The 23739-nt window shown below is 29.8% G+C and carries 24 protein-coding genes, 1 pseudogene and 1 riboswitch; all 25 genes and pseudogenes read right to left on the bottom strand.

All coding sequences use genetic code 11. The features are described from left to right. Positions 1-94 precede the first annotated feature (94 nt). Positions 95-889 (bottom strand): cobalt-precorrin-6A reductase, encoded by a 795-nt coding sequence (locus tag J2Z24_RS18225; protein WP_035151034.1) that lies wholly within the window; start codon positions 887-889, stop codon positions 95-97. Positions 890-1093: 204 nt separating this feature from the next. After that, the gene (cobJ, locus tag J2Z24_RS18230; protein ID WP_035151032.1) at positions 1094-1810 is read right to left on the bottom strand and encodes a precorrin-3B C(17)-methyltransferase; all 717 of its coding nucleotides are present in this window, start codon (positions 1808-1810) and stop codon (positions 1094-1096) included. Between the two features lie 274 nt (positions 1811-2084). Further along, positions 2085-3113, bottom strand: coding sequence for a cobalt-precorrin 5A hydrolase (cbiG, locus tag J2Z24_RS18235; protein ID WP_035151063.1), 1029 nt, complete (start codon positions 3111-3113; stop codon positions 2085-2087). 4 nt (positions 3114-3117) lie between these two features. Then, entirely contained in the window at positions 3118-3894 is a 777-nt protein-coding gene (gene cobM / locus J2Z24_RS18240) for a precorrin-4 C(11)-methyltransferase (RefSeq protein ID WP_035151031.1), read from the bottom strand. Positions 3895-3904: 10 nt separating this feature from the next. Next, positions 3905-4570, bottom strand: a complete 666-nt coding sequence (locus tag J2Z24_RS18245; protein ID WP_035151029.1) for a cobalt-factor II C(20)-methyltransferase — start codon at positions 4568-4570, stop codon at positions 3905-3907. Further along, entirely contained in the window at positions 4563-5132 is a 570-nt protein-coding gene (cbiT, locus tag J2Z24_RS18250; protein ID WP_035151061.1) for a precorrin-6Y C5,15-methyltransferase (decarboxylating) subunit CbiT, read from the bottom strand. Before cbiT ends, J2Z24_RS18245 begins: the two co-directional genes overlap by 8 nt. A 48-nt stretch (positions 5133-5180) precedes the next feature. Beyond that, positions 5181-5759, bottom strand: a pseudogene (cbiE, locus tag J2Z24_RS18255) (precorrin-6y C5,15-methyltransferase (decarboxylating) subunit CbiE); the annotation flags it as partial. 148 nt (positions 5760-5907) lie between these two features. Continuing rightward, a complete protein-coding gene (cbiD, locus tag J2Z24_RS18260) occupies positions 5908-6990 on the bottom strand; it encodes a cobalt-precorrin-5B (C(1))-methyltransferase CbiD (RefSeq protein WP_035151025.1) in 1083 nt (360 codons plus the stop codon). Positions 6991-7003: 13 nt separating this feature from the next. After that, complete coding sequence (locus tag J2Z24_RS18265) at positions 7004-7636, bottom strand: precorrin-8X methylmutase (RefSeq protein ID WP_035151023.1); 633 nt, start codon at positions 7634-7636, stop codon at positions 7004-7006. A gap of 67 nt (positions 7637-7703) precedes the next feature. Next, positions 7704-9026, bottom strand: a complete 1323-nt coding sequence (locus J2Z24_RS18270; RefSeq protein WP_035151021.1) for a cobyrinic acid a,c-diamide synthase CobB — start codon at positions 9024-9026, stop codon at positions 7704-7706. Positions 9027-9041: 15 nt separating this feature from the next. Then, on the bottom strand, positions 9042-10310 hold the full coding sequence (gene hemL / locus J2Z24_RS18275; RefSeq protein WP_035151018.1) for a glutamate-1-semialdehyde 2,1-aminomutase: 1269 nt from the start codon (positions 10308-10310) through the stop codon (positions 9042-9044). A 15-nt stretch (positions 10311-10325) separates the two neighbouring features. After that, entirely contained in the window at positions 10326-11288 is a 963-nt protein-coding gene (gene hemB, locus J2Z24_RS18280) for a porphobilinogen synthase (RefSeq protein WP_035151015.1), read from the bottom strand. Between the two features lie 171 nt (positions 11289-11459). Beyond that, entirely contained in the window at positions 11460-12920 is a 1461-nt protein-coding gene (cobA, locus tag J2Z24_RS18285) for a uroporphyrinogen-III C-methyltransferase (RefSeq protein WP_035151012.1), read from the bottom strand. A gap of 9 nt (positions 12921-12929) precedes the next feature. Then, positions 12930-13802, bottom strand: a complete 873-nt coding sequence (gene hemC, locus J2Z24_RS18290) for a hydroxymethylbilane synthase (RefSeq protein WP_035151009.1) — start codon at positions 13800-13802, stop codon at positions 12930-12932. A 46-nt stretch (positions 13803-13848) separates the two neighbouring features. Beyond that, positions 13849-14508 (bottom strand): NAD(P)-dependent oxidoreductase, encoded by a 660-nt coding sequence (locus tag J2Z24_RS18295; protein ID WP_035151006.1) that lies wholly within the window; start codon positions 14506-14508, stop codon positions 13849-13851. Next, positions 14466-15662, bottom strand: coding sequence for a glutamyl-tRNA reductase (gene hemA / locus J2Z24_RS18300; RefSeq protein ID WP_035151003.1), 1197 nt, complete (start codon positions 15660-15662; stop codon positions 14466-14468). Before hemA ends, J2Z24_RS18295 begins: the two co-directional genes overlap by 43 nt. Before the next feature lie 144 nt (positions 15663-15806). Next, entirely contained in the window at positions 15807-16523 is a 717-nt protein-coding gene (cbiQ, locus tag J2Z24_RS18305) for a cobalt ECF transporter T component CbiQ (RefSeq protein WP_111947678.1), read from the bottom strand. Continuing rightward, on the bottom strand, positions 16486-16785 hold the full coding sequence (locus tag J2Z24_RS18310; RefSeq protein WP_035150996.1) for an energy-coupling factor ABC transporter substrate-binding protein: 300 nt from the start codon (positions 16783-16785) through the stop codon (positions 16486-16488). The genes cbiQ and J2Z24_RS18310 overlap by 38 nt, the downstream gene beginning before the upstream one ends. After that, positions 16786-17508 carry an energy-coupling factor ABC transporter permease gene (locus tag J2Z24_RS18315; protein WP_035150994.1) on the bottom strand — a complete coding sequence of 241 codons (723 nt, stop codon included), beginning with the start codon at positions 17506-17508 and terminating at the stop codon, positions 16786-16788. It lies immediately after the preceding gene. Positions 17509-17552: 44 nt separating this feature from the next. Then, positions 17553-18668 carry a pyridoxal phosphate-dependent aminotransferase gene (locus tag J2Z24_RS18320; RefSeq protein ID WP_035150992.1) on the bottom strand — a complete coding sequence of 372 codons (1116 nt, stop codon included), beginning with the start codon at positions 18666-18668 and terminating at the stop codon, positions 17553-17555. 20 nt (positions 18669-18688) lie between these two features. Further along, on the bottom strand, positions 18689-19639 hold the full coding sequence (cbiB, locus tag J2Z24_RS18325) for an adenosylcobinamide-phosphate synthase CbiB (protein ID WP_035150989.1): 951 nt from the start codon (positions 19637-19639) through the stop codon (positions 18689-18691). Positions 19640-19668: 29 nt separating this feature from the next. Beyond that, entirely contained in the window at positions 19669-21141 is a 1473-nt protein-coding gene (locus J2Z24_RS18330) for a cobyric acid synthase (protein WP_035150986.1), read from the bottom strand. A gap of 323 nt (positions 21142-21464) precedes the next feature. Next, positions 21465-21644, bottom strand: a riboswitch (cobalamin riboswitch). A 109-nt stretch (positions 21645-21753) separates the two neighbouring features. Then, positions 21754-22512: an adenosylcobinamide-GDP ribazoletransferase gene (cobS, locus tag J2Z24_RS18335; protein ID WP_035150983.1), complete on the bottom strand. Its 759-nt coding sequence runs from the start codon at positions 22510-22512 to the stop codon at positions 21754-21756. A 12-nt stretch (positions 22513-22524) separates the two neighbouring features. Further along, positions 22525-23079, bottom strand: coding sequence for a bifunctional adenosylcobinamide kinase/adenosylcobinamide-phosphate guanylyltransferase (cobU, locus tag J2Z24_RS18340; protein WP_035150981.1), 555 nt, complete (start codon positions 23077-23079; stop codon positions 22525-22527). Positions 23080-23120: 41 nt separating this feature from the next. Next, entirely contained in the window at positions 23121-23711 is a 591-nt protein-coding gene (cobC, locus tag J2Z24_RS18345) for an alpha-ribazole phosphatase (protein WP_035150978.1), read from the bottom strand. Between the last annotated feature and the right edge of the window lie 28 nt (positions 23712-23739).

The raw sequence follows: 23739 nt of genomic DNA on the forward strand, positions 1-23739 counted from the left end.
CTTCAAGCTCCCTCGGTAAAACTCTATGATCTATCACTTCAAAAAAAGCATTTGTTAAAGCAATTGTCACCAAGACAGGCACTAATACCATTATTCATCCCTTTCTTATATCAGACATATTAATGGTGTTAAAATTAATAACATACTCAACAAGCTTATCTTTTTCATAAAAAACATTTTTATAATTTATTCTTTTTCTGTCTATAACAAATATGAATATATTCTCATCTAAAGCAGCTTTAATTTTTTCTTCTGTGCCACCTTCTCTACCGCTATCTTTCATTAAAATAGCTTTAGCATTAAACTCTTTTATAAAAGCTCTATTCAATTCATAACTAATAGGTCCCTTTATAGCTATTAAATCATCTAATTTTATCCCTAACTTATAACATTCCTCCATAACTTTAAGTGATGGAAGTACCCTATGTACTATTCTATTTTTTATATTAAGAGAAAGTATTTTATCCAAATTTCTACTGCCTGTAGTATTTAATATAGTCCCCTGTATTTTATTTAAATGCTTATAGAGCTGCTCATAACTTTCTATAAGAACGACTTTATCTTCATTTAAAAACTTGTTTATTAAACTCTCTCTCTCATATCTTATATAATGTATGTTTAGCTTTTCGCATACACACATAGCATTTTTACTTACATCTACTGCATACGGATGAGAGGCATCTATAAGTATTTTTATATTATTTTCTTTAAACATATTTTCCATTGAAAATAAATCTAATGGTTTCGTATTTAATATTTTATATTTATAATCTTTTAAAAGCTCTCCACCATATTCTGTAGCAGTAGATACTAATATATCCTCTGTATATTTATTTAATAGTCCTAATATTTCTTTCCCTTCAGAAGTTCCACTTATTAAACCAATCATAAAAAATCCTCCAGACTATTTTAAAGTACAGATAACAGAGCACAGAATACAGATTATATAACATATAGAGTAACTAATAACGAATAAATATTGAGAAAAATTATCTATATTTATTATTTATTATTTATAATTTAAGTTTTTCTGTAGTGCCAACGGAAGAAAATCCTCCTTATCTGTCAATTGTTCTCTGTCAACTGTAATCTACTATAAAGAATATCCTCTTGGTGTTATAAACTTTTCATCTTTAATAAAGCTTTGGCTATTTCCTATAACTACTATAGAAAACATATCTACTACTTCATCATTAAAGTTATCTAAAGTAAATAAATGAATTTCCTGTCCTTCTCTTAATGCATTTTTTACAACTCCAACAGGAGTACTTCCTTTTCTGTATTTCTTAATTATATTTATACATTCCATTAAATAATGAGGTCTTCCATTACTTCTTGGATTATACAAAGAAATTATAAAATCCCCTTGAGCTGCACAATCTACTCTTTTCTTTATCAAGTCATATGGAGTCATAAGATCACTTAAGCTAATATTACAATTATCATGCATAAGTGGTGAACCTAAAATTGAAGCTGCAGATGAAGATGCTGTAACTCCAGGTATTATTTCTACCTCTTCATCTGTCCTCATTTCCAGTATAAGCCCCGCCATGCCATATATTCCTGCATCGCCAGTACTTATTATTGAAACTGTTTTATCTTTAGAAAGCTCTAAAGCTTTAGCACATCTATCTCTTTCAGCCTTCATACCAGTTGATACTAATTCTTTACCTTCTATTAAAGGTTTTACAAATTCCATATATTTTGTATATCCTACTATAATATCACTTTCTTCAATAACTTTTTTCGCTTTTATTGTCATGTGTTCAAGTCCACCTGGACCGATTCCTACTACATATAGTTTTCCCAAAATAAATCCACCTTTCTAAATCAGAATACAGATAACAGAGCACAGAGTACAAATATAACTAAATTTTTCCTACACAGAAATCATTTTAACATTTCATCCTTTTCAGCTCACAAAATTAATTATGTTTTCTAAATAAAACTTATATTGGATCATAGCAACCACTATATACAGCCCGTAAAAGTAGGCAATTTACGGATAGTAGCTATTAAATAAAAAATTTCTTTTTTAACTAGTATCTATACTTTATTATCTATACTCTATAAAATTTCTTTTATTATATGCTATCTGTACTCTGTCCTCTTTGCTCTGTTATCTTCCCTAAGCACAGTGTCATTCCATTTAATTTCAACTTTCCAGTAATAAGCTTTGCTCCTTGTAGCTCTACACAGGGTTCACACACAGTTCTTACCCCTATGGTTTTCTCCACAAAATCACTACCTTCAAATTTATGCTGAATAGGTCTTATATCCTCTATACTAAATATATTAAGGTCACAATTTAAAAAGCTACTTAAATCTATTATGGCCTTTTCATCTTTTTTTATCTCTACAGTGCCTATAGATTTAACAGCCCTGTAATCTATATTATAATCTTCTAATACTTCAAAAACTGTTTTCCTCATGACCTGCTTAGGAAAATCTTTTCTACAACCTATTCCTAGGACTATATTTCTTCTTATAAGCTTTAATCTTTTAAAATCTTCTTTCACACTTTCATTAGCTTCAAAAAATTTCAACTTATTTGTCACACATACTTCTCCAAAAGAATTTTGCAAATCTTCTGAGTATCCTTTAGGTAAAGATATAATTTCATCCTCATCATGAAAATACACCTTTTTCCATTGTACTAAAAGAGACGCAATATCTTTAGCATCCTTTAAATTATCTATAATAAGATTATTCTCTTTTGCTACCATATCTGGAGCTTCCACTCCTATATTATCTGTAGCTGTAGTAATAACTGGAGTAGCATTAATAATGTTACTTATTTTTAAAGTCAATTCATTAGCTCCTCCAAGATGTCCACTTAAAAGGCTTATTACAAACTTTCCTGAATTATCTATAGTTATAACTGCTGGATCTTTATCTTTAGATTTTATATAAGGTGCAATACCTCTTACTGCTATTCCAGTAGAAGTAATAAATACTACAGCTGAGCAATTTTCCATAGCAAATTTTACTGAATCTTTAAAACTAAAATTTTCATCTACCATTTTCGAGAAGATCCTAACATTGAAATGTTTTGAAAGAATAACTGCTATTTCGTCTCCCCGGTGAGTAACGGTTATAACACCTATTTTCATTTTATTATTCTTCTGCCTTTCTAAACATATGAGTAAAAGTCTTATCATATAAAAGACTCTTATTATATTCTGTGTCTATGAAATCTCCTACTAATATTTGAGCACATTTAGTTATGTTAGCTTCCTTAACCTTTTCTGCTATATCATCTAAAGTTCCTATTATAACTCTTTCATCTTCCCAAGTAGCTCTTTCAACTATAGCTATAGGAACATTTTTTCCATAACCTTTTCTTAGTTTTGCTACTACCTTCTCTATCATACTTATAGATAAGAATATAGCCATTGAAGCTCCTGAACTAGCTAAAACTTCTAAATCCTCTCCTGCTGGTACTGGAGTTCTTCCTTCTACTCTTGTAAGTATTAAAGTTTGAGTTACTCCTGGTAAAGTAAATTCTTTTTTTATAGCCGCAGCTGCTGCAAAACAAGAACTTACTCCTGGAACTACTTCATATTGTATATTAAATTTATCCAATTCATCCATTTGTTCTTTTATAGCTCCATACATAGATGGATCTCCAGTATGAAGTCTAACTACCGACTTACCTGCTGGTATATTATTTTTCATAACTTCTATAACTTGCTCTAAAGTCATAGAAGCTGAATTATGTATTTCTACTCCTTCTTTGCAATAATCCATATGTTCTTTGCTAACTAAAGAACCTGCATATATAACCACATCTGCCTGAGAAAGAATATCTCTTCCCTTTACAGTTATTAAATCCACATCTCCAGGTCCCGCCCCTATAAAATATACTTTTGGAGTTACTTTAACTTTACTCATATCAATCCCTCTACTTTCTATGTGCAATTATTAATGACATATAATCTTTTTTAGCTATTATCTCTTCTCTATTTCTTAAAATTTCTTGTCCTTCTCTATAAGCTCTTCTTACACATACATATTCAAAACCATTTTCTTCTAAAAAATTAAGAACTTTTTCTTCATTATTATAAAGTTTCATTATAACCACATATTTTTCATCCTTTATAGCATCTAATCTAGTGGAAGGTAATATAAGTAATGGTTCATCTCCAATCACTAACACTTCTCCCGCAAGACTTGCTGATGCACAAAAAGATGTTATTCCTGGTATGGTTTCAGTTTCATACCCTTGTTCGTTTATGTATTTTAACAGATAAATATATGTACTATACACAAAAGGATCTCCTATAGTTAAGAAAACTACATCTTTACCTTCATGAAGTTTTTCTTCTATTGATTTAAAAGCCTTATAAATTTTCCCTTCTTGTTCTGGCCCACCCATTGGAAAATGCTTAACTAAAACCTCTGCATCCTTATTTATAAAATTTGCAGCTGTATCTAAGGCAATACTTTTTCCACCTTCCTTTGAAGATGGAGCAATAATTACTTCAGCCTTTTCTATAGTTTTAATAGCTTTTAATGTTAATAATTCTTCACTTCCTGGTCCAACACCTATTCCATATAACTTAGCCATTTACCTTTTCTCCCTCTATTATAAATATTGGATTATATCCCATAAGCATAAAAGTTTCTCCTCTAGTTTTGCTTATAGTAACTTCAGTACATTTAATTTTATAGTTTAATTCTTTTAAAGTACTCATAGCTTTATAAAGATTATTAATTGTTATAAAATTCAAAACCATTTTTCCATTTTCTTTTAGTTTCTCACCATATAATTTTATTATATCTTCTATATTACCACCACTTCCACCTATAAAAATACTATCAAACTTTCCTTCTACTTTAGGAAGTGATGCTAACGCTTCTCCTTCTATTACTTTTAGGTTTCCTATATTGAACTTTTCTATGTTTTTATAAATTACTTCTAAAGCTTCTTCATCTTTTTCTATTCCAATAACTTCACCTAAAGTACATATTTTAGCTGCCTGAATACTTACAGAACCTGTCCCTGCTCCAATATCTAAAACTCTGGAATCTTTTCTTAAGTTTAACTTTGCAGCACTTAAAATTCTTATTTCTTCTTTAGTCATAGGACAGTTTCCTCTTATAAATTCCTCATCCTTTATAAAATGAATATCCTCTTTTATAATACTATAATTTAAATTTTCAACTACTAAAACACAAAGCCCAGAAAACTCTTTATGTTGAATTGCTTCTGCATATTCCTGTGTAACTTGTTCATTTTCATAAGATAAATTTTCTCCTATGTACATTTTAGGATTTATCCCTTTATTAATTAAAATTCTAGCTAATTCATTTGGACTATTCTTTTTATCTGTAAGCCAAATAGTTATTTCATTTTCTGTTACTCTTTTTATAAATTCATCTTCTCTTCCATGAAGACTTCCAAGATATGCTCCCTGCCAACTCTTATTTAATTTCCCCATAAGATATTGAAAGGAACTTATCCCCGGAACTATCTCTATTTTCCCTAAATAATTTTTCTTAATATATTCTGTTATTCCATAAAAAAGTGGATCTCCTGAGGCTACTACTGCTATATTTTTGTCTTTATTTATATTTAATTCTTCTATAACTTCACTTATTTTATTAACTTTTATTTTTTTTGTATTAACAAAATCCACAGCTTCCATAGCTCTTCCAAATCCTAATATTATATCTGAAGTTTCCATTATATTTAAAGCTTTAGGCATTATATAATCTCTATGTCCTGGCCCTATTCCTACTATATAAACCACCATTACACCCCTTTCTTTATTAATTGAGAGTTGAGGATTGAAATTCGACAATAACTTTCAATTTTCCATTTTCAACTTCCAATTTCCTCATATAAACTATCAACTATAATCTGTAGTATTTACTCTGCCTCTATGCTTCATATTCCATGTTCTAAATTAAGTTTTTATCTATAAACAAATTTTTCTCCATTGAAAACATAACAAGCTTTGGTTCAATTTCATCATAAGTGTATATCTTAATTCTTTTTCTGATTTTCTCTGCTATCCTTCTATAAAGTTCTTCATATCCATCTCCTAGAAGTTTTACAGCTCCTTCTGTGGTTTTTGCATCATATATCTGTTGAACTAACTCTATGTCATATCCCATTAAAGCAAGCTCTAATGCAATAACTTCTAATCTAACATCGCATATTCTGCTATGAGTATTAAAACATCCTGCAGCTATTTTACAAAGCTTTCCTATATGTCCTACCAAGATTATATCTTTTATACCTTTTTCTTTACAGCAATCCAATGCAAAGCCTACATAATTGGATATAACCACCATTTTCTTTGTATCTAAACCTAATTTTGCTCCTGCCTTTTCTCCTATGTTTCCAAAAACTAATATTAAATCTTTATATCCGTTAGCTACCTTCTGAGCTATTTCTATTTTTATAGATTCCTTTAAAGCATCTTCCGACATAGGCATTACAATACCTGAAGTACCTAATATAGAAATTCCTCCTACAATATTAAGTCTTGGATTAAACGTCTTTGGAGCTATCTCTTCTCCTTTTGGTACAGAAATAGTAATTTCTACACCCTTTCCTTCTGGTAATACTCCCATCACTTCATTTTGTATCATTGTCCTTGGTACAGGATTTATAGCTGGATCCCCTTTGGGCACATAAAGACCTTCTCCTTTAACAATTCCTACACCTTTACCACCCTTCAAACTATAGCCTGTAGGTTTCTTCTGTGCTCTTGCCCAAATTTCAAGTCCATGAGTAGCATCTGGATCATCTCCACCATCCTTTATAACACAACATTCTACAAAATCTTCCCCAAAATTTATTTTACTAACTGGTATGGTAAGTTTTATCCCCTTAGGAGTATCTATACTTATTTCCTTTAATTTTTTCTCATTATATAACATTATAGTTGCTGCTTTTGCTGCTGCAGTAGCACAAGAGCCTGTAGTATATCCACATCTTAATCTTTTACCATCTACATTTACATACATATCAAGCATTTAAATCACCTGCTTAGTCTCTTTCTACTATCATATACATTAGAGCATTTACAATTGCTGCTGCTACATTACTTCCACCTTTTCTTCCTCTTACAGTTATCATTGGCACATCAAGTTCTTTTTCTGCTGCTTCCTTTGATTCCGCTGCTCCAACAAATCCAACTGGTGCTCCAACTATAAACTTAGGATTAGCTTTTCCTTCCTTTGTAAGTTCCGTAAGCTTAAATAATGCTGTTGGTGCATTTCCAAATACAAAAAACTCTACTCCATCCTCCACAGCTTTTTCCACTCCTGCCATAGAGCGAGTTATTCCTCTTTCCTTTGCAATTTTTGCTACTTCTTCATTTGAAACAAAGCACTCTACAGTACAATTCAATTTTTTTAAAGCTGCTTTATTAATACCTGACTTAGCCATATTAGTATCTGTATAAATGGTTACTCCCTTTTTCAATATTTCTTTAGCAGCTTCTATAGCTCCTTCTCTTATACAAACAATATTTTGATAATCAAAGTCACCTGTAGTGTGTATAGTTCTTTTCACTATTTTTAACTCTTCTTCTGTAAAACTATGAGGAGCCATTTCTTCTCCAATAATTTCGAAGCTTCTTTCTTCTATAGCCATTGGCTTTTTAACGTATTCTATCACTTTAGTAACTCCCTCCGCAATTAAATTGTATACTTATTTAGTATAATTTAATTTTATTATGCCATATTTATCTATATCCTAGCAACTGTTTTAAAAAGTCAATATTTCCAAAGAAATGTAAATGAGCATAACCTGCTACTGTATTGTTTTTTATATATCCACATTCCCATTGTTTTTCTTTTCCATCATACATAGTTTTCTTAACTTTATATATTTTACTATCTTCTGTACTTACACAGGATTTATGGAACTCATGGCATTTTATTCTGGTACCCTTAGATAAAATTTCATTATCCTTATCTATTTCTATTTCTGCATAACCAAAATTTTGAAGTTTTTTAGTCATAGTAGCTTTACCACTAAAAAATCCTACTGTACTACATTCCATATCTCCATTATCTATAGCTTTTGTAAGGTACATAAGACCTCCACATTCAGCATAGCATTTTAATCCATTATCTAATGCATCCTTTATACTTTTAATCATAGATTTATTAGCACTTAGCTGTTCTAAAAATACTTCTGGATATCCTCCACCTATATACAAAAAATCTAAATTTTCAGGTAATGTACTTCCACTTAAAGGACTAAAATATACTATTTCTCCTACTTCACTTAAAAGTTCTAGATTTTCTTTGTAATAAAAGCTAAAAGCTTTGTCATAAGCTACTCCTATTTTAAATCCCTTATTTTCTAAATGATAATTATCTTCATATTTAGGTAAATCTTTAAAACATTGTAAAAGGCCATCTATATCTACATTCTTTAATATAAGGTCACTACATATGTCTATTTTGTCATCTAAATCATCTATTTCACTACTTTGAATAAGACCTAAATGTCTACTTTCTAAAATTAATCTTTCATCTTTAGGCACATATCCAAATACTTTTATTTTACAATTATATTCTATAGTAGCTTTTAAAAGATTATAATAACTTTCACTTACATTATTAAGTATTACTCCTACTATATTTATATTATCAAAGTTTATAAGTCCATTTATTTCAGCACACAATGTGGCACTTTGAGCTTTAGGTGACAGCACTAAAACCACTGGAAGTCCCAAAATTTTAGCTACATGAGCTGTTGAATAAGTTGAGTCTATTCCCTTACCATCATATAATCCCATAACTCCTTCAACTACACCTAAATCTCCTTCACCTCTAGAATAAGAAGCTTTAACTCCTTCTTCTCCCATAAGATAAAGATCTAAATTTCTTGAAGACTTTCCTGTTATTTTTGCATGAAAAGCTGGATCTATATAATCTGGCCCAACTTTATATCCTTGCACATCAAAACCTTTTTTCATTAAAGCTTTCATAAGACCAACAGTAATGGTGGTTTTTCCTCCACCACTACTATTAGATGATATAAGTATACTCTTCATAACTACACCTTTTCCCTAGAATTTTTTCATAGCCTCTAAAAACTTTTCTATTTCTTCTTCTTTATGTTTAACTCCTATGAACATAGCCTCGAACTGTGATGGCGCTGCATATACCCCACAATTTAGCATATGTTCAAAAAATTTTCCAAACAACTTAGTGTCGCATGTTTTAGCATCTTCATAATTTCTTACACTTTCCTTTTCTGTGAAGAACGGTGTCATCATAGCTCCACATCTGTTTACGGTAAGAGGAATTCCTTTCTCTTTAGTTATTTTTTTCATACCTTCTTCAAGCATTCTTCCCATATTTTCCATGTGATCATAATAATTTGGATTTTCATGAAGCTTCTTCAAAGTTGCATATCCAGCCGCCATTACTACTGGATTTCCTGACATAGTTCCTGCTTGATATACAGGTCCCATTGGTGATAATTTTTCCATTATCTTTTTTTTACCACCATAAGCACCACATGGAAGTCCTCCTCCCATAATCTTTGCATAAGTTGTAAGATCTGGAACTATACCATAAATGCTCTGTGCTCCTTTATAAGCCACTCTAAACCCTGACATAACTTCATCGAATATAAGAAGTGCCTCTGAATTAGTACAAACTTCTCTAAGGCCCTGTAAAAATTCTTTTTCTCCTGGAATTACTCCCATATTTCCTGCCACAGGCTCTACTATGACAGCGGCTATATCTTCACCATGCTTTTCAAATAATGCTTTTACACTTTCTATATCATTATATTGAGCAATTAAAGTATTTTGTATACTTCCTTCTGGCACTCCTGGAGAACCTGGTATTCTTTCAGTAAGTACCCCTGAACCTGCTTCTACTAAGAATCCATCAAAATGACCATGATAACATCCTGCAAATTTTACTATTTTATCTCTTTTAGTATATCCTCTTGCCAGCTTTACAGCACTCATGGTAGCTTCAGTACCCGAGTTAACCATTCTAACCATATCCACATTATCTAACGTATCAATCATATGTTTTGCAAGTACTAATTCTGCTTCAGTTGGAGCCCCAAAACTTATAGCATTATCTACCATATCCTTTATAGCTTTTACTATGTCTGGATCATTGTGTCCAAGTATCATAGGTCCCCAAGAAGCTACGAAATCTATATATTCTTTTCCATCCTCATCCCATATATGTGAGCCTAATCCTTTCTTAATAACCGGTGGATTAGCAGTAACATTTCTAAAAGCTCTAACGGGACTATTAACTCCACCAGGCATATACTTTTTTGATTGTTCAAATATCTCTAAACTTGTCAAAAGTATCAACTCCCCTTATTTAATCCATTTTGCTGCATCAATTGCATAATAAGTTATTATCATATCCGCTCCTGCTCTTTTTATAGATAATAACATTTCCAAGGCAATTCTTTTTTCATCTATAAGACCAGCTTTAGCTGCTGCTTTAACCATAGCATATTCTCCACTTACACTGTAAGCTGCTATTGGCATATCAGTTCTATCCTTAGCCCATCTTATAACATCTAAATAAGATAAAGCAGGCTTAACCATTATTATATCTGCTCCTTCTTCAATATCACTTTCTATTTCAAGTATTGCTTCTCTTATATTACCTGGATCCATCTGGTATGTTTTTCTATCTCCAAATTGAGGAGATGAATCTGCTGCTTCTCTAAATGGCCCATAAAAAGCTGAACAGTATTTTGCACTATAAGACATTATAGGAATATTTTTAAATCCATTTTTATCCAAAGCATCTCTTATGGCATTAATTCTTCCATCCATCATATCTGATGGAGCTATCATATCTGCCCCTGCTTTAGCATGTGATACAGAAATTTTAGCTAAATATTCTAAAGTCTTGTCATTATCTACATCTTGCCCACAGATAATTCCGCAATGTCCATGATTTGTATATTCACACATACAAACATCTGTAATAACATAAAGTTCTGGAGCTAATTCTTTTATCTTTCTTATAGCCTTTTGAATTATTCCATTATCATCATAAGCATCGCTACCTACTTCATCTTTATGTTCTGGAATTCCAAATAATATTATTCCCTTAATTTTAGCATCTACAACTTCATTAACTATTTCATCTAACCTATCTATTGAAAAATGATAGTTATTAGGAAGAGAGGATATTTCTTTTTTTATATTTTTTCCATCTACTACAAATATAGGATATATAAAATCATTTGGAGTTAATACAGTTTCCCTAACCATACTTCTTATAGCTTCATTTTGTCTAAGTCTTCTATGTCTATCAAACATAATTAACACCCCGCCTTTTTTCAGATAACAGATAAGGATAATTCTTCTTCATTTCCATTACAAAAAATTTAAAATTAAGTTTTATCTTGCCCTTAGGGTAAGCTTTCCTTATTTATTATTCATTATTTTTTATTTATAATCTGTACTCTATACTCTATAATCTGTTCTTTATTATTTTATATTTAATAATTTGTGAATCATTCCCTCTGTGGTGTATTCCTCACAAACTAAATGCTCTATTTTATTCTTTTCTAATTCTTTGGCTGTAATAGGTCCTATAGCTAAACACTGCTTTTTCTTTAGATTTTCTAATCCTACTAAATTTATCATATTTCTTACTATACTTGGACTTGTAAATAATACTATATCTACATCTTCAAATGCTTCAGGATTTGATACATTTCCTTTAACTATTTCATAAGTAACAACTTCATCCACCATACAACCTATTCCCTTTAACGCTTCCACTAAGTATTCCCTAGCTTGTTTTGAACGAGGAAGTAATATTTTATCTCCTTCCTTTAAATAAGGCTTCATTTGCTCAAATAAATTCTCTGCTACAAACTCTTCTGCTATAATTTCAGCTTTAATCCCTCTTGTTAAAAGCGCCTTTGCTGTGGCAGGTCCAATAGCTGCAAATTTACCTTTAATATTTCTTATGTCATATTCCTTTTGTATTAAATAATCAAAGAATATATTTACACCATTTACACTAGTTAAAACTATGTAACCATAGTCATTTAATTTATTCATATAATCTTCTAAATTTCTATTAGTTTCTTTAACCTTTATAGCATTGATTTCAGTGACCTGTGCTCCTAAATCACTTAACCTTTCTCTTAATTCTCTAGCCTGTTCCTTTGATCTAGTAACACAAATGTTTTTACCAAACAATGGTTTTCTCTCAAACCAATTAAATTTATCATTAAATTGAACTACTTCTCCTACTAATATGATACAAGGAGAGCTTATACCAATGGCTTCAGCCTTTTCTTTTATATCTTCAAGAGTTCCTATAGCCTTTTTCTGCTTTGCAGTAGTTCCTCTCATAATAATAGCGCAAGGCGTACTTTCACTCATTCCATTTTCCATAAGTCTATTTCTAATTATATCTAAATTCTTAAAACCCATTAAAAATATTAATGTGCCGCCAATTCCAGCTACAGCTTTCCAATCTATATTAAGTTTATCTGCTGTCATTCCAGTAAACACATGGAATCCTTGAGATATAGCTCTATGAGTTACAGGTATCCCTGCATAATTTGGCACTGATATAGCAGAAGTAATCCCTGGAATAACTTCAAATTCTATATTATCTTCTATGAGCCTTAATATTTCTTCACCACCACGGCCAAATACAAAAGGATCTCCACCTTTTATTCTTCCAACAATGTGACCTTTTTTAGCTAACTCTGCTAACATTTCATTTATTTCTTCCTGAGTTTTATAATGACATCCAGGTTCTTTTCCACAATAGTATATCTCACAATCTTCATTTAAATATTTCAATATTCCTGGGCCTGCTAGTCTATCATACATAACTGCCGTACATTTTTTTAACATTCTCACAGCCTTTAACGTTATAAGTTCTTCATCCCCTGGTCCTGCTCCTATAAGATAAACTTTACTCATATTACCCTCCTAAGCATTCATAATTTTTTTGGCTAAATTTTTTCCTAATTCTTCAAAGGCTTCTGCTTTTCCTTCTATATCTTTCTTAACTATTCTTCCACCTATTTCATATATTCCTACTATATACATTAAATCCTTTTCCAGTATTGCATATGCTCCTATAGTAGAATGGCAATCTCCTTTAAGCTCTCTCATAAAGCTTCTCTCCGCTTCAACACAAAGCCTTGTTTTTATATGATCTAAATCCTTTATAAATTTCTTTACTTCACTTTCCTTTTTAATTTCTAATCCTAAAGCTCCTTGCCCTATAGCTGGAACCATTTCTGTAGGATCAAAATAATTTGTAATTACATCTTCCATATTGAGTCTTTTAAGTCCTGCTGCAGCAAGTATTGTTCCATTTAAATTAAGCTCTTCAATTTTTCTAATCCTTGTTTGAACATTTCCCCTTATTGGAACTACTTCTATATCAGGTCTTAAAAGTTTAAGCTGTGCCGCTCTTCTTCTACTGCTAGTTCCAACTTTACCTCCCTTTGGTAATTCCATAAAAGGAGTTTTATCTCTTGATACAAATACATCCCTTACATCTTCTCTTGTTGGTATAGCTGCTATTTCAAACATTTCTGGAATTTCATAAGGTACGTCCTTCATACTATGTACTGCTATATCCGCTCTATTTTCCAATAAACTCATCTCAATTTCTTTTACAAATAAACCTTTTCCACCTATTTTGTCTAAAATTTTATCTAATATCTTATCTCCTAAAGTTTCCATAAGAAGTTTTTCACATTCTATACCATGTTTTTCTTTTATCATATTTATAACTAAATCTGTTTGTGTTTGAGCAAGACAACTCTTCCTAGTAGCAACTATTAAATTCAAAATTCTTACCTCCATCACTTGAAATTTCCCAAAAGCTAATTTCTATTTAAAAATAGCTCTCAGCTGTAGGGTAAAACATTTTTAGCACACTTTTATGTATATTTTTTTTATAAAAAAAATAAAAATCATCAGAAGATACAAATTCCATTATTTTATCTTTATCATCTACATACTTTATTTTATTTCTTAAAGAATAGCTATACTGAACAAATGAATCATATTCTCTTAAACTTCCCTTTACTTTCTCAGCTAAGTATCTAGATGTTTTAGGGCTTCCCCCTTTTGTATTGATTCCAAAGCTTATAAATTCCGTATCTCTTTGACAAGGCATCACACATAAACCTTCTTTGAAATCTGTACAATCTAAATATAATTTACTTATTTTATCACAGTGAGTTTTTATAAGTTTATTTACTTTTTCATCATTTATTGCAATTACAACAAGATGATTATTTAAAATATATTCTTTTTTGTACTCTTCTTTAATAAGTTTAACATTACTTAAATGAGAAATGCTAGCAAAATCTTCACAAAATTCCTTAGAAACCACTGTTAAAATACATCCTTTTTTACTAAAGGTTTTAGCTTTTATAAATCCAGCTCTTCCTCCACCTACTATAAGCACCTTTATTTTATCAGAAATTAATGATAGTAAAGTATAATCTAATCCATTGGATAGAATATCCTTTCTATTATACTCAGACATTCATCCAACCTACCTTTCAACTGTTCTTCTTTTAACACTTCTATAGCTCTATTTACAAATGCATCAGAAGTACTTCTTAAAAGTATTTCTGCTAAAGCATCATTATCTTTTGTATATTTCTTATTTTTAAAAGTTTTATATCTTTTTCTATAAACATCTTCTCCATACTTCTTTAGTTTTCGTATTTCTGGTGATATCTCTCTTATTTTTTGCCAATCTAAAAACTCTTTAATATATTTATCCAATATATATCTGTTATTAATCATTATCTGTTCTCTCTTTTGGCAATTTTCATCATTCATGCAACTTATTTTATCTATATCATAAACTTCTACATAATCTAATTCTGCTATTTCTTCCTCTACATCTCTTGGAACAGCTAAATCATATATAATCATCTTCTTTTCTGGAATTTCTACTTTATGAACAACTGTATGTGGAGCTGACGTACAACTGATTATACAGTCTACATCTTTATAATATTCTCCCTTTTCATTAAAATGTATGACTTTAACTCTGCTATCTTCTATATCCACTACAGAAGTATTTCTTACTGCTATATAAAGTTTAGAAAAACTTCCTGAAAGTATATATTTACAGGCTAATCTTCCAACCTCTCCATATCCTAAAACCATGAAACTCCTTGCACCCTTTTTTCTTCCTTCATTTACTGCTATAGAAGCAGATGATACTGGGATTTTGTATAATTGTGAATTGAATCTAAATTCCTTTCCACAAGTAATAGCCATTTGAAAAAGTTTTTGCAAGTCCTTTTTTACACTCTTTTCTTCCAATGCTATTTCATAAGCATCTTTAATTTGACCTAGTATCTGATCTTCACCTAATATAAGAGAGTCAAAACCACAAATCACTTTCATTAAATGATCAATTGCTTCATTATCTTCATAATGAAATGTGTACTTCATATAATTTTTATCCCAATTTAAATTATCAAATATCTGGATAACTATGTCTTTATAATCTTTAGAGGTATTAAAGTATACCTCTGTTCTATTACAAGTACTTAATATAACAACCTCATCACACACTTCTTTAAGTTTATTTAAACAACTATTATAATGTTTCGGTATTATGGAAAGCTTTTCTCTTATATCTAATTTAACGTTACTCTTTACTCCTAAAACTCCTATCATTTAACCTATCATCTCCATAAAGAATTTATCCATTTCATATGCATAAGACATGCTTTTCCTCCTAATAAAAAACTGTCTTATATAAGTTTAATACTTAATGTGCATATAAATTTTAGATAATTCGAATCCAACAAATTTAAAGATTTATAATATTAATTTATTATTTAAAATAACCGTACATAAAATCAATATAATATCATAAAAAAATATTAGAGCAAATCTTCCTTTAGAAAAATCAAAAGTTGTATCTAAATATGGCATATACCCCCTATAGCATCTACTATTAATTCCTTCTTTAATGCTTTCCCATCTTGTCATAGTATTAACAAATAAAAGTGCTGCCATTTTTCCCGTGCTCTTTATTTTTAATGAAAAGTTATCAAAACCACCCCTAGATTTCATAGCTGAATACATAATATTGTATTCTTCATTTATTATAACTAAAAATCTTTCCATAGACTTAGCTATATCACAAATGTCTTTTAACCATTTATTTTTAGATAATAAATATAGCACTTGATCTATAGGTGTAGTTAATGAAAAAAAACTTAAACATAATCCTGCGGATAAGCTTTTGAGTACTATTATACCCGCATATTTCCATCCATAATCAAAGACAAAGGTAATAGATGAAAATGCTGCAAAACCTGCTATTTCCAGGGCAAATTTTACTACTATTTTCATATTATTCCTGATTTTTATGTGTAATAACACAAAAAACAGTATATTGCCAATAATTATAATGGGATTTTTTACAAATCCCATTACTATTATTGGCATTACTGCTAATAATATCTTCTCTATTGGATGTACATTTGTTAATTTATTTCTCCTGGACAGAGCCATTATTAACTTTAACATTGCTTTTCTTTCCTATATAAAATCCTATAAATCCTGCTCCTATAGCAGCCTGTACTGCAAAAAGAAGACTTTCTATTTCGCCAGATGGTGGTTCCCAAAAGCTACTGAACCATGGCTCATAGTTTGCATTAGTTTCTTTTATTGTGTCTTCTATTTGATCATCTGCTCCTCCAAATTCTCCACCTTTTTTACTTCCTATAACTAAGGAACCTATTATAACTATAAAACAGACTAATAATAAAGATATAGTTTTCTTTTTCAATTATTTCACCTCGCTAAGTATCTGTATTTCTTTAGCTGAATATTTTTCTATAAACTCAAATATAACGACTGTTAATATTCCTTCTACTATAGCAAGTGGAATCTGTGTTATTGAGAATATAGAAAAGAATTTAACAAAAGCTGCTCCTACTCCACCATTTTGCGCTGGAAAAGCTAAAGATAGTTGTACTGCTGTAACAAAATATGTTGTTAAATCTCCTAAACATGCAGCCAAAAAAACTGCAGCTTTTTTATTTTTATTTTTAAGTCCTATGTAAATAAGATAGGAAACTATAGGTCCTGCTATACCCATAGATACTGTATTTGCTCCAAGAGTTGTAAGTCCTCCATGAGCAAGTAAAAGTGCTTGAAATAATAATACTATAATACCTACTACTGATGATATAAATGGTCCAAAAATTATTGCTGAAAGTCCTGTACCTGTTGGATGAGAACAACTTCCTGTAACTGATGGTATCTTCATAGCTGAAAGAATAAATGCATATGCTGCCACCAATCCTAAAAGCATTTTTATGTCTTTACTTTTTCCACCTTTTTCTCTTACTTGCTTAAGTCCTATGATAATAAATGGTGCTGCTATAACAAAATATACACCAGCCCAAGTTGGTGGTAAAAATCCTTCTGCTATATGCATAGCATAAACATTAGGAGTAATGGTAAATAAAAAAGCTACCATCATAAAGAGTGTAAATTTTTTTGTCATTTAAAAATCCCTCCACATTATAATAATTTATAAATTAAATGCTATTAAACATTTATTTCTCTTAATACTTTCATTAATATTTCATTGCTTTTTCTATCTTTTATAGCAAATCTAACATAATAATTGTTAAGTCCAACATAATTATTACATTTTCGTATAGCTATCCCCTTATTTAAACATAATTCATATAATTTATTACAGTCTATTTCTTTAAGCTTACATAATATAAAGTTGCTATAAGTTTTATAAACTTTATCTATATATTTAACTTTACATAGTTCTTCAGTTAAATATTTTTTCTCCTCTTCTACCCACTTAATAGATTTTTTTATATAATCCCTATCTTTTAAAACATACTTTCCTGCCAACTCTGCAAAACAATTTATATTCCAAGGATTTTGTTTTTTTCTCATTTTATTTAATAGCTCTTCATTTCTACTTACTCCAAAACCTAATCTTATAGCCGGCATAGCATAAAACTTTGTTAAAGCTCTTATTATAAAAATACATTTGTATTTTTTTAGATTATATACAAAACTATTTGCTATATTTCCTGTAAACTCTATAAATGCTTCATCTATAATTACAACTTTTCCCTTTTCCTCACAATATTCTAATATAGAAATAAATTTATCTTTATGAATTATTCCCCCATTGGGATTATTAGGATTTCCTATGATTAAAGCATCTACTTTATCTATATTTGATAAAATTTCTTCATAATCATATTCCATATCTCCCTTCATAGGTAAATGAGTAATTTTAACCCCCCACTTTTCTGAATCTTCTTCATATTCACCAAAAGATGGAGTAATTATTAAAATACTTTTAAAACAGGATATTACTAAATCTATTATTTCTGCTGCTCCATTTCCTAAAATTAAATTTTTTTCTTCTATTATATCTTCATATATACTGAAATTTTCTTCTTTATCTTCATCTAAGTTAAAGAGTCCCTTACTATGATTTATATAATCTTTTAAATATCCTTTTAGTTGTCTATACAATGCATCTGGATATCTATTTAAATTGCTTATTCCTTCTTGTATATTATCTATAAAGCTTTCCGGAACTCCTAGTGGATTTATATTTGAACTAAAATCTAAAAGTTCCTTTCCTTTTAATATTCCTTCCGTATATATATCTCCACCATGTTGCAACTTCTTACACCTCTTTTATATTATTTACTACAAATAAAAACAATCAATCCATATATTACAATCAACAAAATTTCTGAAGCATACATAAGTTTTATACTGTCAAATATGTGTACAAAACTTAACTCTTTTTTCATATCTCCTATTGTAGGTTTATAAACCACTTCACCAAAATACACATTTGTTCCACCTATCTGTACTTCCATAGCTCCTGCTGTTGCAGCTTCCGGATATGCACAATTAGGACTTTTATGATTTTTTCTATCTCTTAGCATTATTTTAAAGCTATATAATATATTTCCGTTAACTAAAGGAGCTGTAAAACACATAAGAATTCCTGAAATTCTTGCTGGTATAAAATTGAAAATATCATCTACTTTAGCAGGGAAAAATCCTATATGCAAGTATTTTTCATTCATATATCCAAGCATTGAATCCATAGTATTTATCCCCTTATACATCATTGCAAGAGGGGCTCCTCCAATTATTCCATAAAAAAGCGGTGCTATGACTCCATCAGAAGCATTTTCTGCTACTGTTTCTACATCTGCTCTTATAATTTCTTTTTCATCAAGTTCACTGGTATCTCTACCTACTATATAAGAAAGTTTTAATCTTGCATCTTTTATATCTCTATTCTTTAATGCATAATATACTTTTATTGCTTCATCTTTAAGACATTTTGCTGATAAAGTTGTCCAAAGAATCAATATGTTTAAACTATGATATATCCATAAATTCCCTATAGCTAATTTAAGTATTAAAAATGGAATTAAAAAAGAAAATGATGCTACGATTATTACTATAAGTCCTCCAAATAATTTTAAAGCTTCATTACTTTTGCAAATTTTTCTTCCTTTTTTATCTAAAGCACTTATAAGTTTTCCTATATATATTACAGGATGTGGAAACCAATATGGGTCTCCCACAATCCAATCTATAATTACTGCTAAAACTATATCTATAAAATTCATTAATATAGATGAAATAATGTTAATCACCTCTATCTTTTAATTCCCATAACTTTGTATATATAATGAATATCCGTATTTTTCCTTACCAAATCTGCCAATAAATCTAAATTCTTTTCTCTTAAGTTTTCATATACTACTGACTTTCTTTCTTCTATTCCTTTTTCTTTCCTTATTTTATTTATTATATTTTCTCTAAAATTTACTCCATCAAATACTCCATGAATATAAGTTCCCATTACATTTCCTTTATCATTTATTGCTCCATCTTTTCTTGCCACATTTTTCCCATTTTCATCATATATATTGAAAAGAGGTGAAGCATTTTCTCCATAAGAGCATATGCCCATATGTATTTCATAACCATATACTTCTTCTTGCTTCGACTTAGCTTTTACTCTTGTTGTAACCTTTTCCTTCTCAAATACAGTTTCTACATCTAAAAGTCCCATACCAGTTGTCTCTTTATTATCTGTCTCTACTCCATAAGGATCTTTCAAAGTTTTACCAAGCATTTGATATCCACCACATATTCCTACTACTAATCCATCTTTAGCATATTCTTTTATTAAATCTTCAATACCTGATTCCCTTAAAGATAATAGGTCGTCTATAGTATTTTTAGTTCCTGGAATAATCAATAAATCAGGCTTTCCAAAGTTATCTTTTGAAGTTATATATCTTATGGATACATCTTCTTCAATTTTTAATGCGTCGAAATCTGTAAAATTAGATATATGTGGCAATTTTACTACAGCTATATCTATAGGAGATACAGCATTTTTATTAAATTCTACTGCTCCATCTTCATCTTCCAAATCTAGAGTAAAATGAGGTATTACACCTACTGTAGGTATTTTAATAATGTCTTCTAGCATCTTTAAACCAGGCTTTAATATTTCTACATCTCCTCTAAACTTGTTTATAATTGTTCCTTTTACTCTATTTCTTTCTTCTTCACTAAATAAAACCATAGTTCCTGCAAGAGAAGCAAAAACTCCTCCTTTGTCTATATCACCTGCTAGTAAAACCGGTGCATCCACCATTTCTGCTAATCCCATGTTTACTATATCTCTATCTCTTAAATTTATTTCTGCTGGACTTCCTGCCCCTTCAATAACTACTATATCAAATTCATTTTCTATATCCTGAAATTGACTTTTCAATTTATCTGCAAAATCCAACTTCATGTTATGATATTCCATTGCAGTAGTATTACTAAAAACTTTTCCATTAAATATTATTTGACATTTTTTGTCACTAGTAGGTTTTAATAAAATAGGATTCATATAAGCCTCTGGTTCTAATCCACAAGCATAAGCCTGAAGCACTTGGGCCCTTCCCATTTCTTTACCATCATGAGTTATGTAAGAATTTAAAGACATATTTTGAGATTTGTATGGACATACTGAATATCCATCCTGTTTAAATATCCTACATAACGCTGTTACTAATATGCTCTTTCCTACAGAAGAACCTGTTCCCTGTATCATTATTTTTGCCAAATTAAACACCCCGCTTACATAGTTAATATATTTTCTATATCATTATAGAAAAAAATATTACCGTGTTCTATAGTTTATATAGAAGTTTTTATTTTTAATTTTATCCATTGCTTAGCACCTATTAAATTTTCATTTGTAAGGAAATAGATGCTAGCAGAGGATAAAATTAAAACTTAATAGAATAAAAAATGGACAGATTTTTTATTCTGAGAACACAGCAAATACAAAAACAGCAGGCTTTCAAACCTGCACAATCTAGACACTATAAAAAAACCGGCATAAGCCGGCGTTTTACATGTTAAGATCCTTTCCCGCCGAAAGCTCGTTTTCCAAACACTCAGGCAGGTCTCCTGGCTCATGAATCATTCTAACCTTTCCCTTCCTCCTCTTGAGGGAGTGGTATACAAAGGTTCGTCATCAATTACAGTAGCGGGGGCTGCTGCGGACTTTAACCGCATTCCCTTTTCACCTAGATTTTAGGCACCTGAAAGTTACTATTCACTTTTCGTTTTTTAGTCTACTACACAATTTGTTATATGTCAATACAAAAAACTGTAAATTAATCAATTAATAAGTATTATAATAGTAAATTTCCCTAACTTAAGTCTTTTTTTATCTATTTAACATAGCTGTAAACAGAATAAGTACAGCTAATTCTACAAATTCATTATTGGCTCCTAAGCAATCACCCGTTATTCCTCCAATTTTATTTTTGCATAGTTTCAAAAATAATAATGTAACTAAGAATCCTAACAAAATAGCTATTATAGAATTATTTGTTCCAATTAAATATATACTTATTAAAATAGTTGTTATTACACTAATTATAAAATGTACTATAGAAGTATTCTCTACAAAAAAATTTCCAGTACCTGTACTTTTAGCATTCTTACCTATTAAACATAAAAGAGTTACACTACATTTACTTACTATTGGAGCTACAATTATTACTAATGGCATATTCATAGATATTATAAAAGTTATTGCTGCATATTTTGTAAGAATGTCAAAAATTAAAGCAATACAAGCAAAAGTTCCTATTCTGCTATCTTTCATTATTTCTATAATCTTATTTTTATCTCCTTTAAATGAAAAAAATCCATCAAATATGTCTCCAAAACCATCTTGATGTAATCCTCCCATTACAAATATTCCTACAACTATTATAAATATAGCAGTTATATTTGCTGGAAATACTTTTATGCAAATATAATAGGTAAGATATTGTATTCCTCCTACTATAAGTCCTATAAGTGGAAACATAGCTACACCATCTCTAAAATTTTTTTTATCACATGGCAGACTTTTCTTTACAGGTAATCTTGTTAAAAATTGAATCATAAGTAAAAAATCATAAAAATATTCCTTCATCTTCTGTCACTCCTATTTAATTTTTAGCGGATGTCCACAACATACTAAATATATTTCATCTGAAAGACTTCCTATATATTGATTTATAAATCCTGCTATATCTCTAAATATTCTTCCAAGTCTATAAGCAGGAACTAATCCTAATCCTACTTCATTAGTAACCATAACTATAGTTTTATCAAGCTCTCTTCCCTTAGAAATAAATTTATTTATTTCTTCTTTTATTTTCAAAGTTATTTTGTCTACCTCTTCCATAGAAATAGTATCAAAATCTCTCTCTTCTCTAAACATTATATTTGTAGTCATTATAGTAACACAATCTAATAATACATACTTGCAATTACTATTTTCTAAAGCTTTGTGTAAATCTAAATATCCTTCATAAGTTTCCCAATTTTTATTTCTTCTTTCTCTATGCTTTTTTACCCTGTCCTTCATTTCTTCATCTGTTACTATAGATGTAGCAATATATAATACATCCTCTTTATCTTTTAAAATATTTTCCGCAAAGGAGCTTTTTCCACTTCTAGCCCCTCCAGTAACTAATATAATTTTTCCTAAACTCATATTTAATCCTCCAACCTTTATTAAATGACAAATTATAAATATCAGTCACAATGAACTATAGAGTCAATATAAAAATTTCCATATTCATATTTAATCAAAGTTACATCTCCATTTTTTGAAGCAAATTTCCAAAATATATCTAAATTTTCTCCTAATATGTAAGCTAAAATACTTTTTATAACTCCTCCATGAGTTACAATCAAAATATTATCATCTTTAGTTTTTATTATATCTTCTATAAAACTCTTTACTCTACCATAAAATTCAACATAACTTTCACCTTTAGGTGGAGCAAAGTTTTTCCAATCCTCTGACCATCTTTGCCATTCTAAAAGATAATTCGTTTTAATCTCTTCGTAACCCTTTCCCTCAAACTCTCCTAAATCCATTTCATTTATTCTTTTATCTTGAATAAAAATATAATCTTTATTATCTACTAATATTTCAGCGGTTTGAATAGCTCTTTTCATACAACTTGTATAAATTAAAGAAAACTTTATATTATTAAGCTTCTGTTTAGTTTTTTTTATCTGCTCTTTACCATTGTCATTTAATTCTACGTCTAGTTTACCATAATAAACTTTTTTAAAATTATTTTCTGTTTCTCCATGTCTTACTAAATAAATATTCACTTGGTAAATTCCTCCTAATACATACCAT

Source organism: Clostridium tetanomorphum, assembly GCF_017873215.1.
Classification (GTDB): Bacteria; Bacillota; Clostridia; order Clostridiales; family Clostridiaceae; genus Clostridium_AO; species Clostridium_AO tetanomorphum.

Bases quoted from the DNA above. Each gene is read 5' to 3' on its own strand.
- cobS (WP_035150983.1), bottom strand. From the start codon at position 22,512: ATGAAGGAATATTTTTATGATTTTTTACTTATGATTCAATTTTTAACA.
- J2Z24_RS18315 (WP_035150994.1), bottom strand. From the start codon at position 17,508: ATGACAAAAAAATTTACACTCTTTATGATGGTAGCTTTTTTATTTACC.
- cobU (WP_035150981.1), bottom strand. From the start codon at position 23,079: ATGAGTTTAGGAAAAATTATATTAGTTACTGGAGGGGCTAGAAGTGGA.
- hemB (WP_035151015.1), bottom strand. From the start codon at position 11,288: ATGTTTGATAGACATAGAAGACTTAGACAAAATGAAGCTATAAGAAGT.
- cobM (WP_035151031.1), bottom strand. From the start codon at position 3,894: ATGAGTAAAGTTAAAGTAACTCCAAAAGTATATTTTATAGGGGCGGGA.
- cbiB (WP_035150989.1), bottom strand. From the start codon at position 19,639: ATGAATTTTATAGATATAGTTTTAGCAGTAATTATAGATTGGATTGTG.
- J2Z24_RS18225 (WP_035151034.1), bottom strand. From the start codon at position 889: ATGATTGGTTTAATAAGTGGAACTTCTGAAGGGAAAGAAATATTAGGA.
- cbiG (WP_035151063.1), bottom strand. From the start codon at position 3,113: ATGAAAATAGGTGTTATAACCGTTACTCACCGGGGAGACGAAATAGCA.
- J2Z24_RS18245 (WP_035151029.1), bottom strand. From the start codon at position 4,570: ATGGCTAAGTTATATGGAATAGGTGTTGGACCAGGAAGTGAAGAATTA.
- cobA (WP_035151012.1), bottom strand. From the start codon at position 12,920: ATGAGTAAAGTTTATCTTATAGGAGCAGGACCAGGGGATGAAGAACTT.
- cbiD (WP_035151025.1), bottom strand. From the start codon at position 6,990: ATGCTTGATATGTATGTAAATGTAGATGGTAAAAGATTAAGATGTGGA.
- cbiQ (WP_111947678.1), bottom strand. From the start codon at position 16,523: ATGTTAAAGTTAATAATGGCTCTGTCCAGGAGAAATAAATTAACAAAT.
- J2Z24_RS18270 (WP_035151021.1), bottom strand. From the start codon at position 9,026: ATGAAGAGTATACTTATATCATCTAATAGTAGTGGTGGAGGAAAAACC.
- hemA (WP_035151003.1), bottom strand. From the start codon at position 15,662: ATGATAGGAGTTTTAGGAGTAAAGAGTAACGTTAAATTAGATATAAGA.
- J2Z24_RS18295 (WP_035151006.1), bottom strand. From the start codon at position 14,508: ATGTCTGAGTATAATAGAAAGGATATTCTATCCAATGGATTAGATTAT.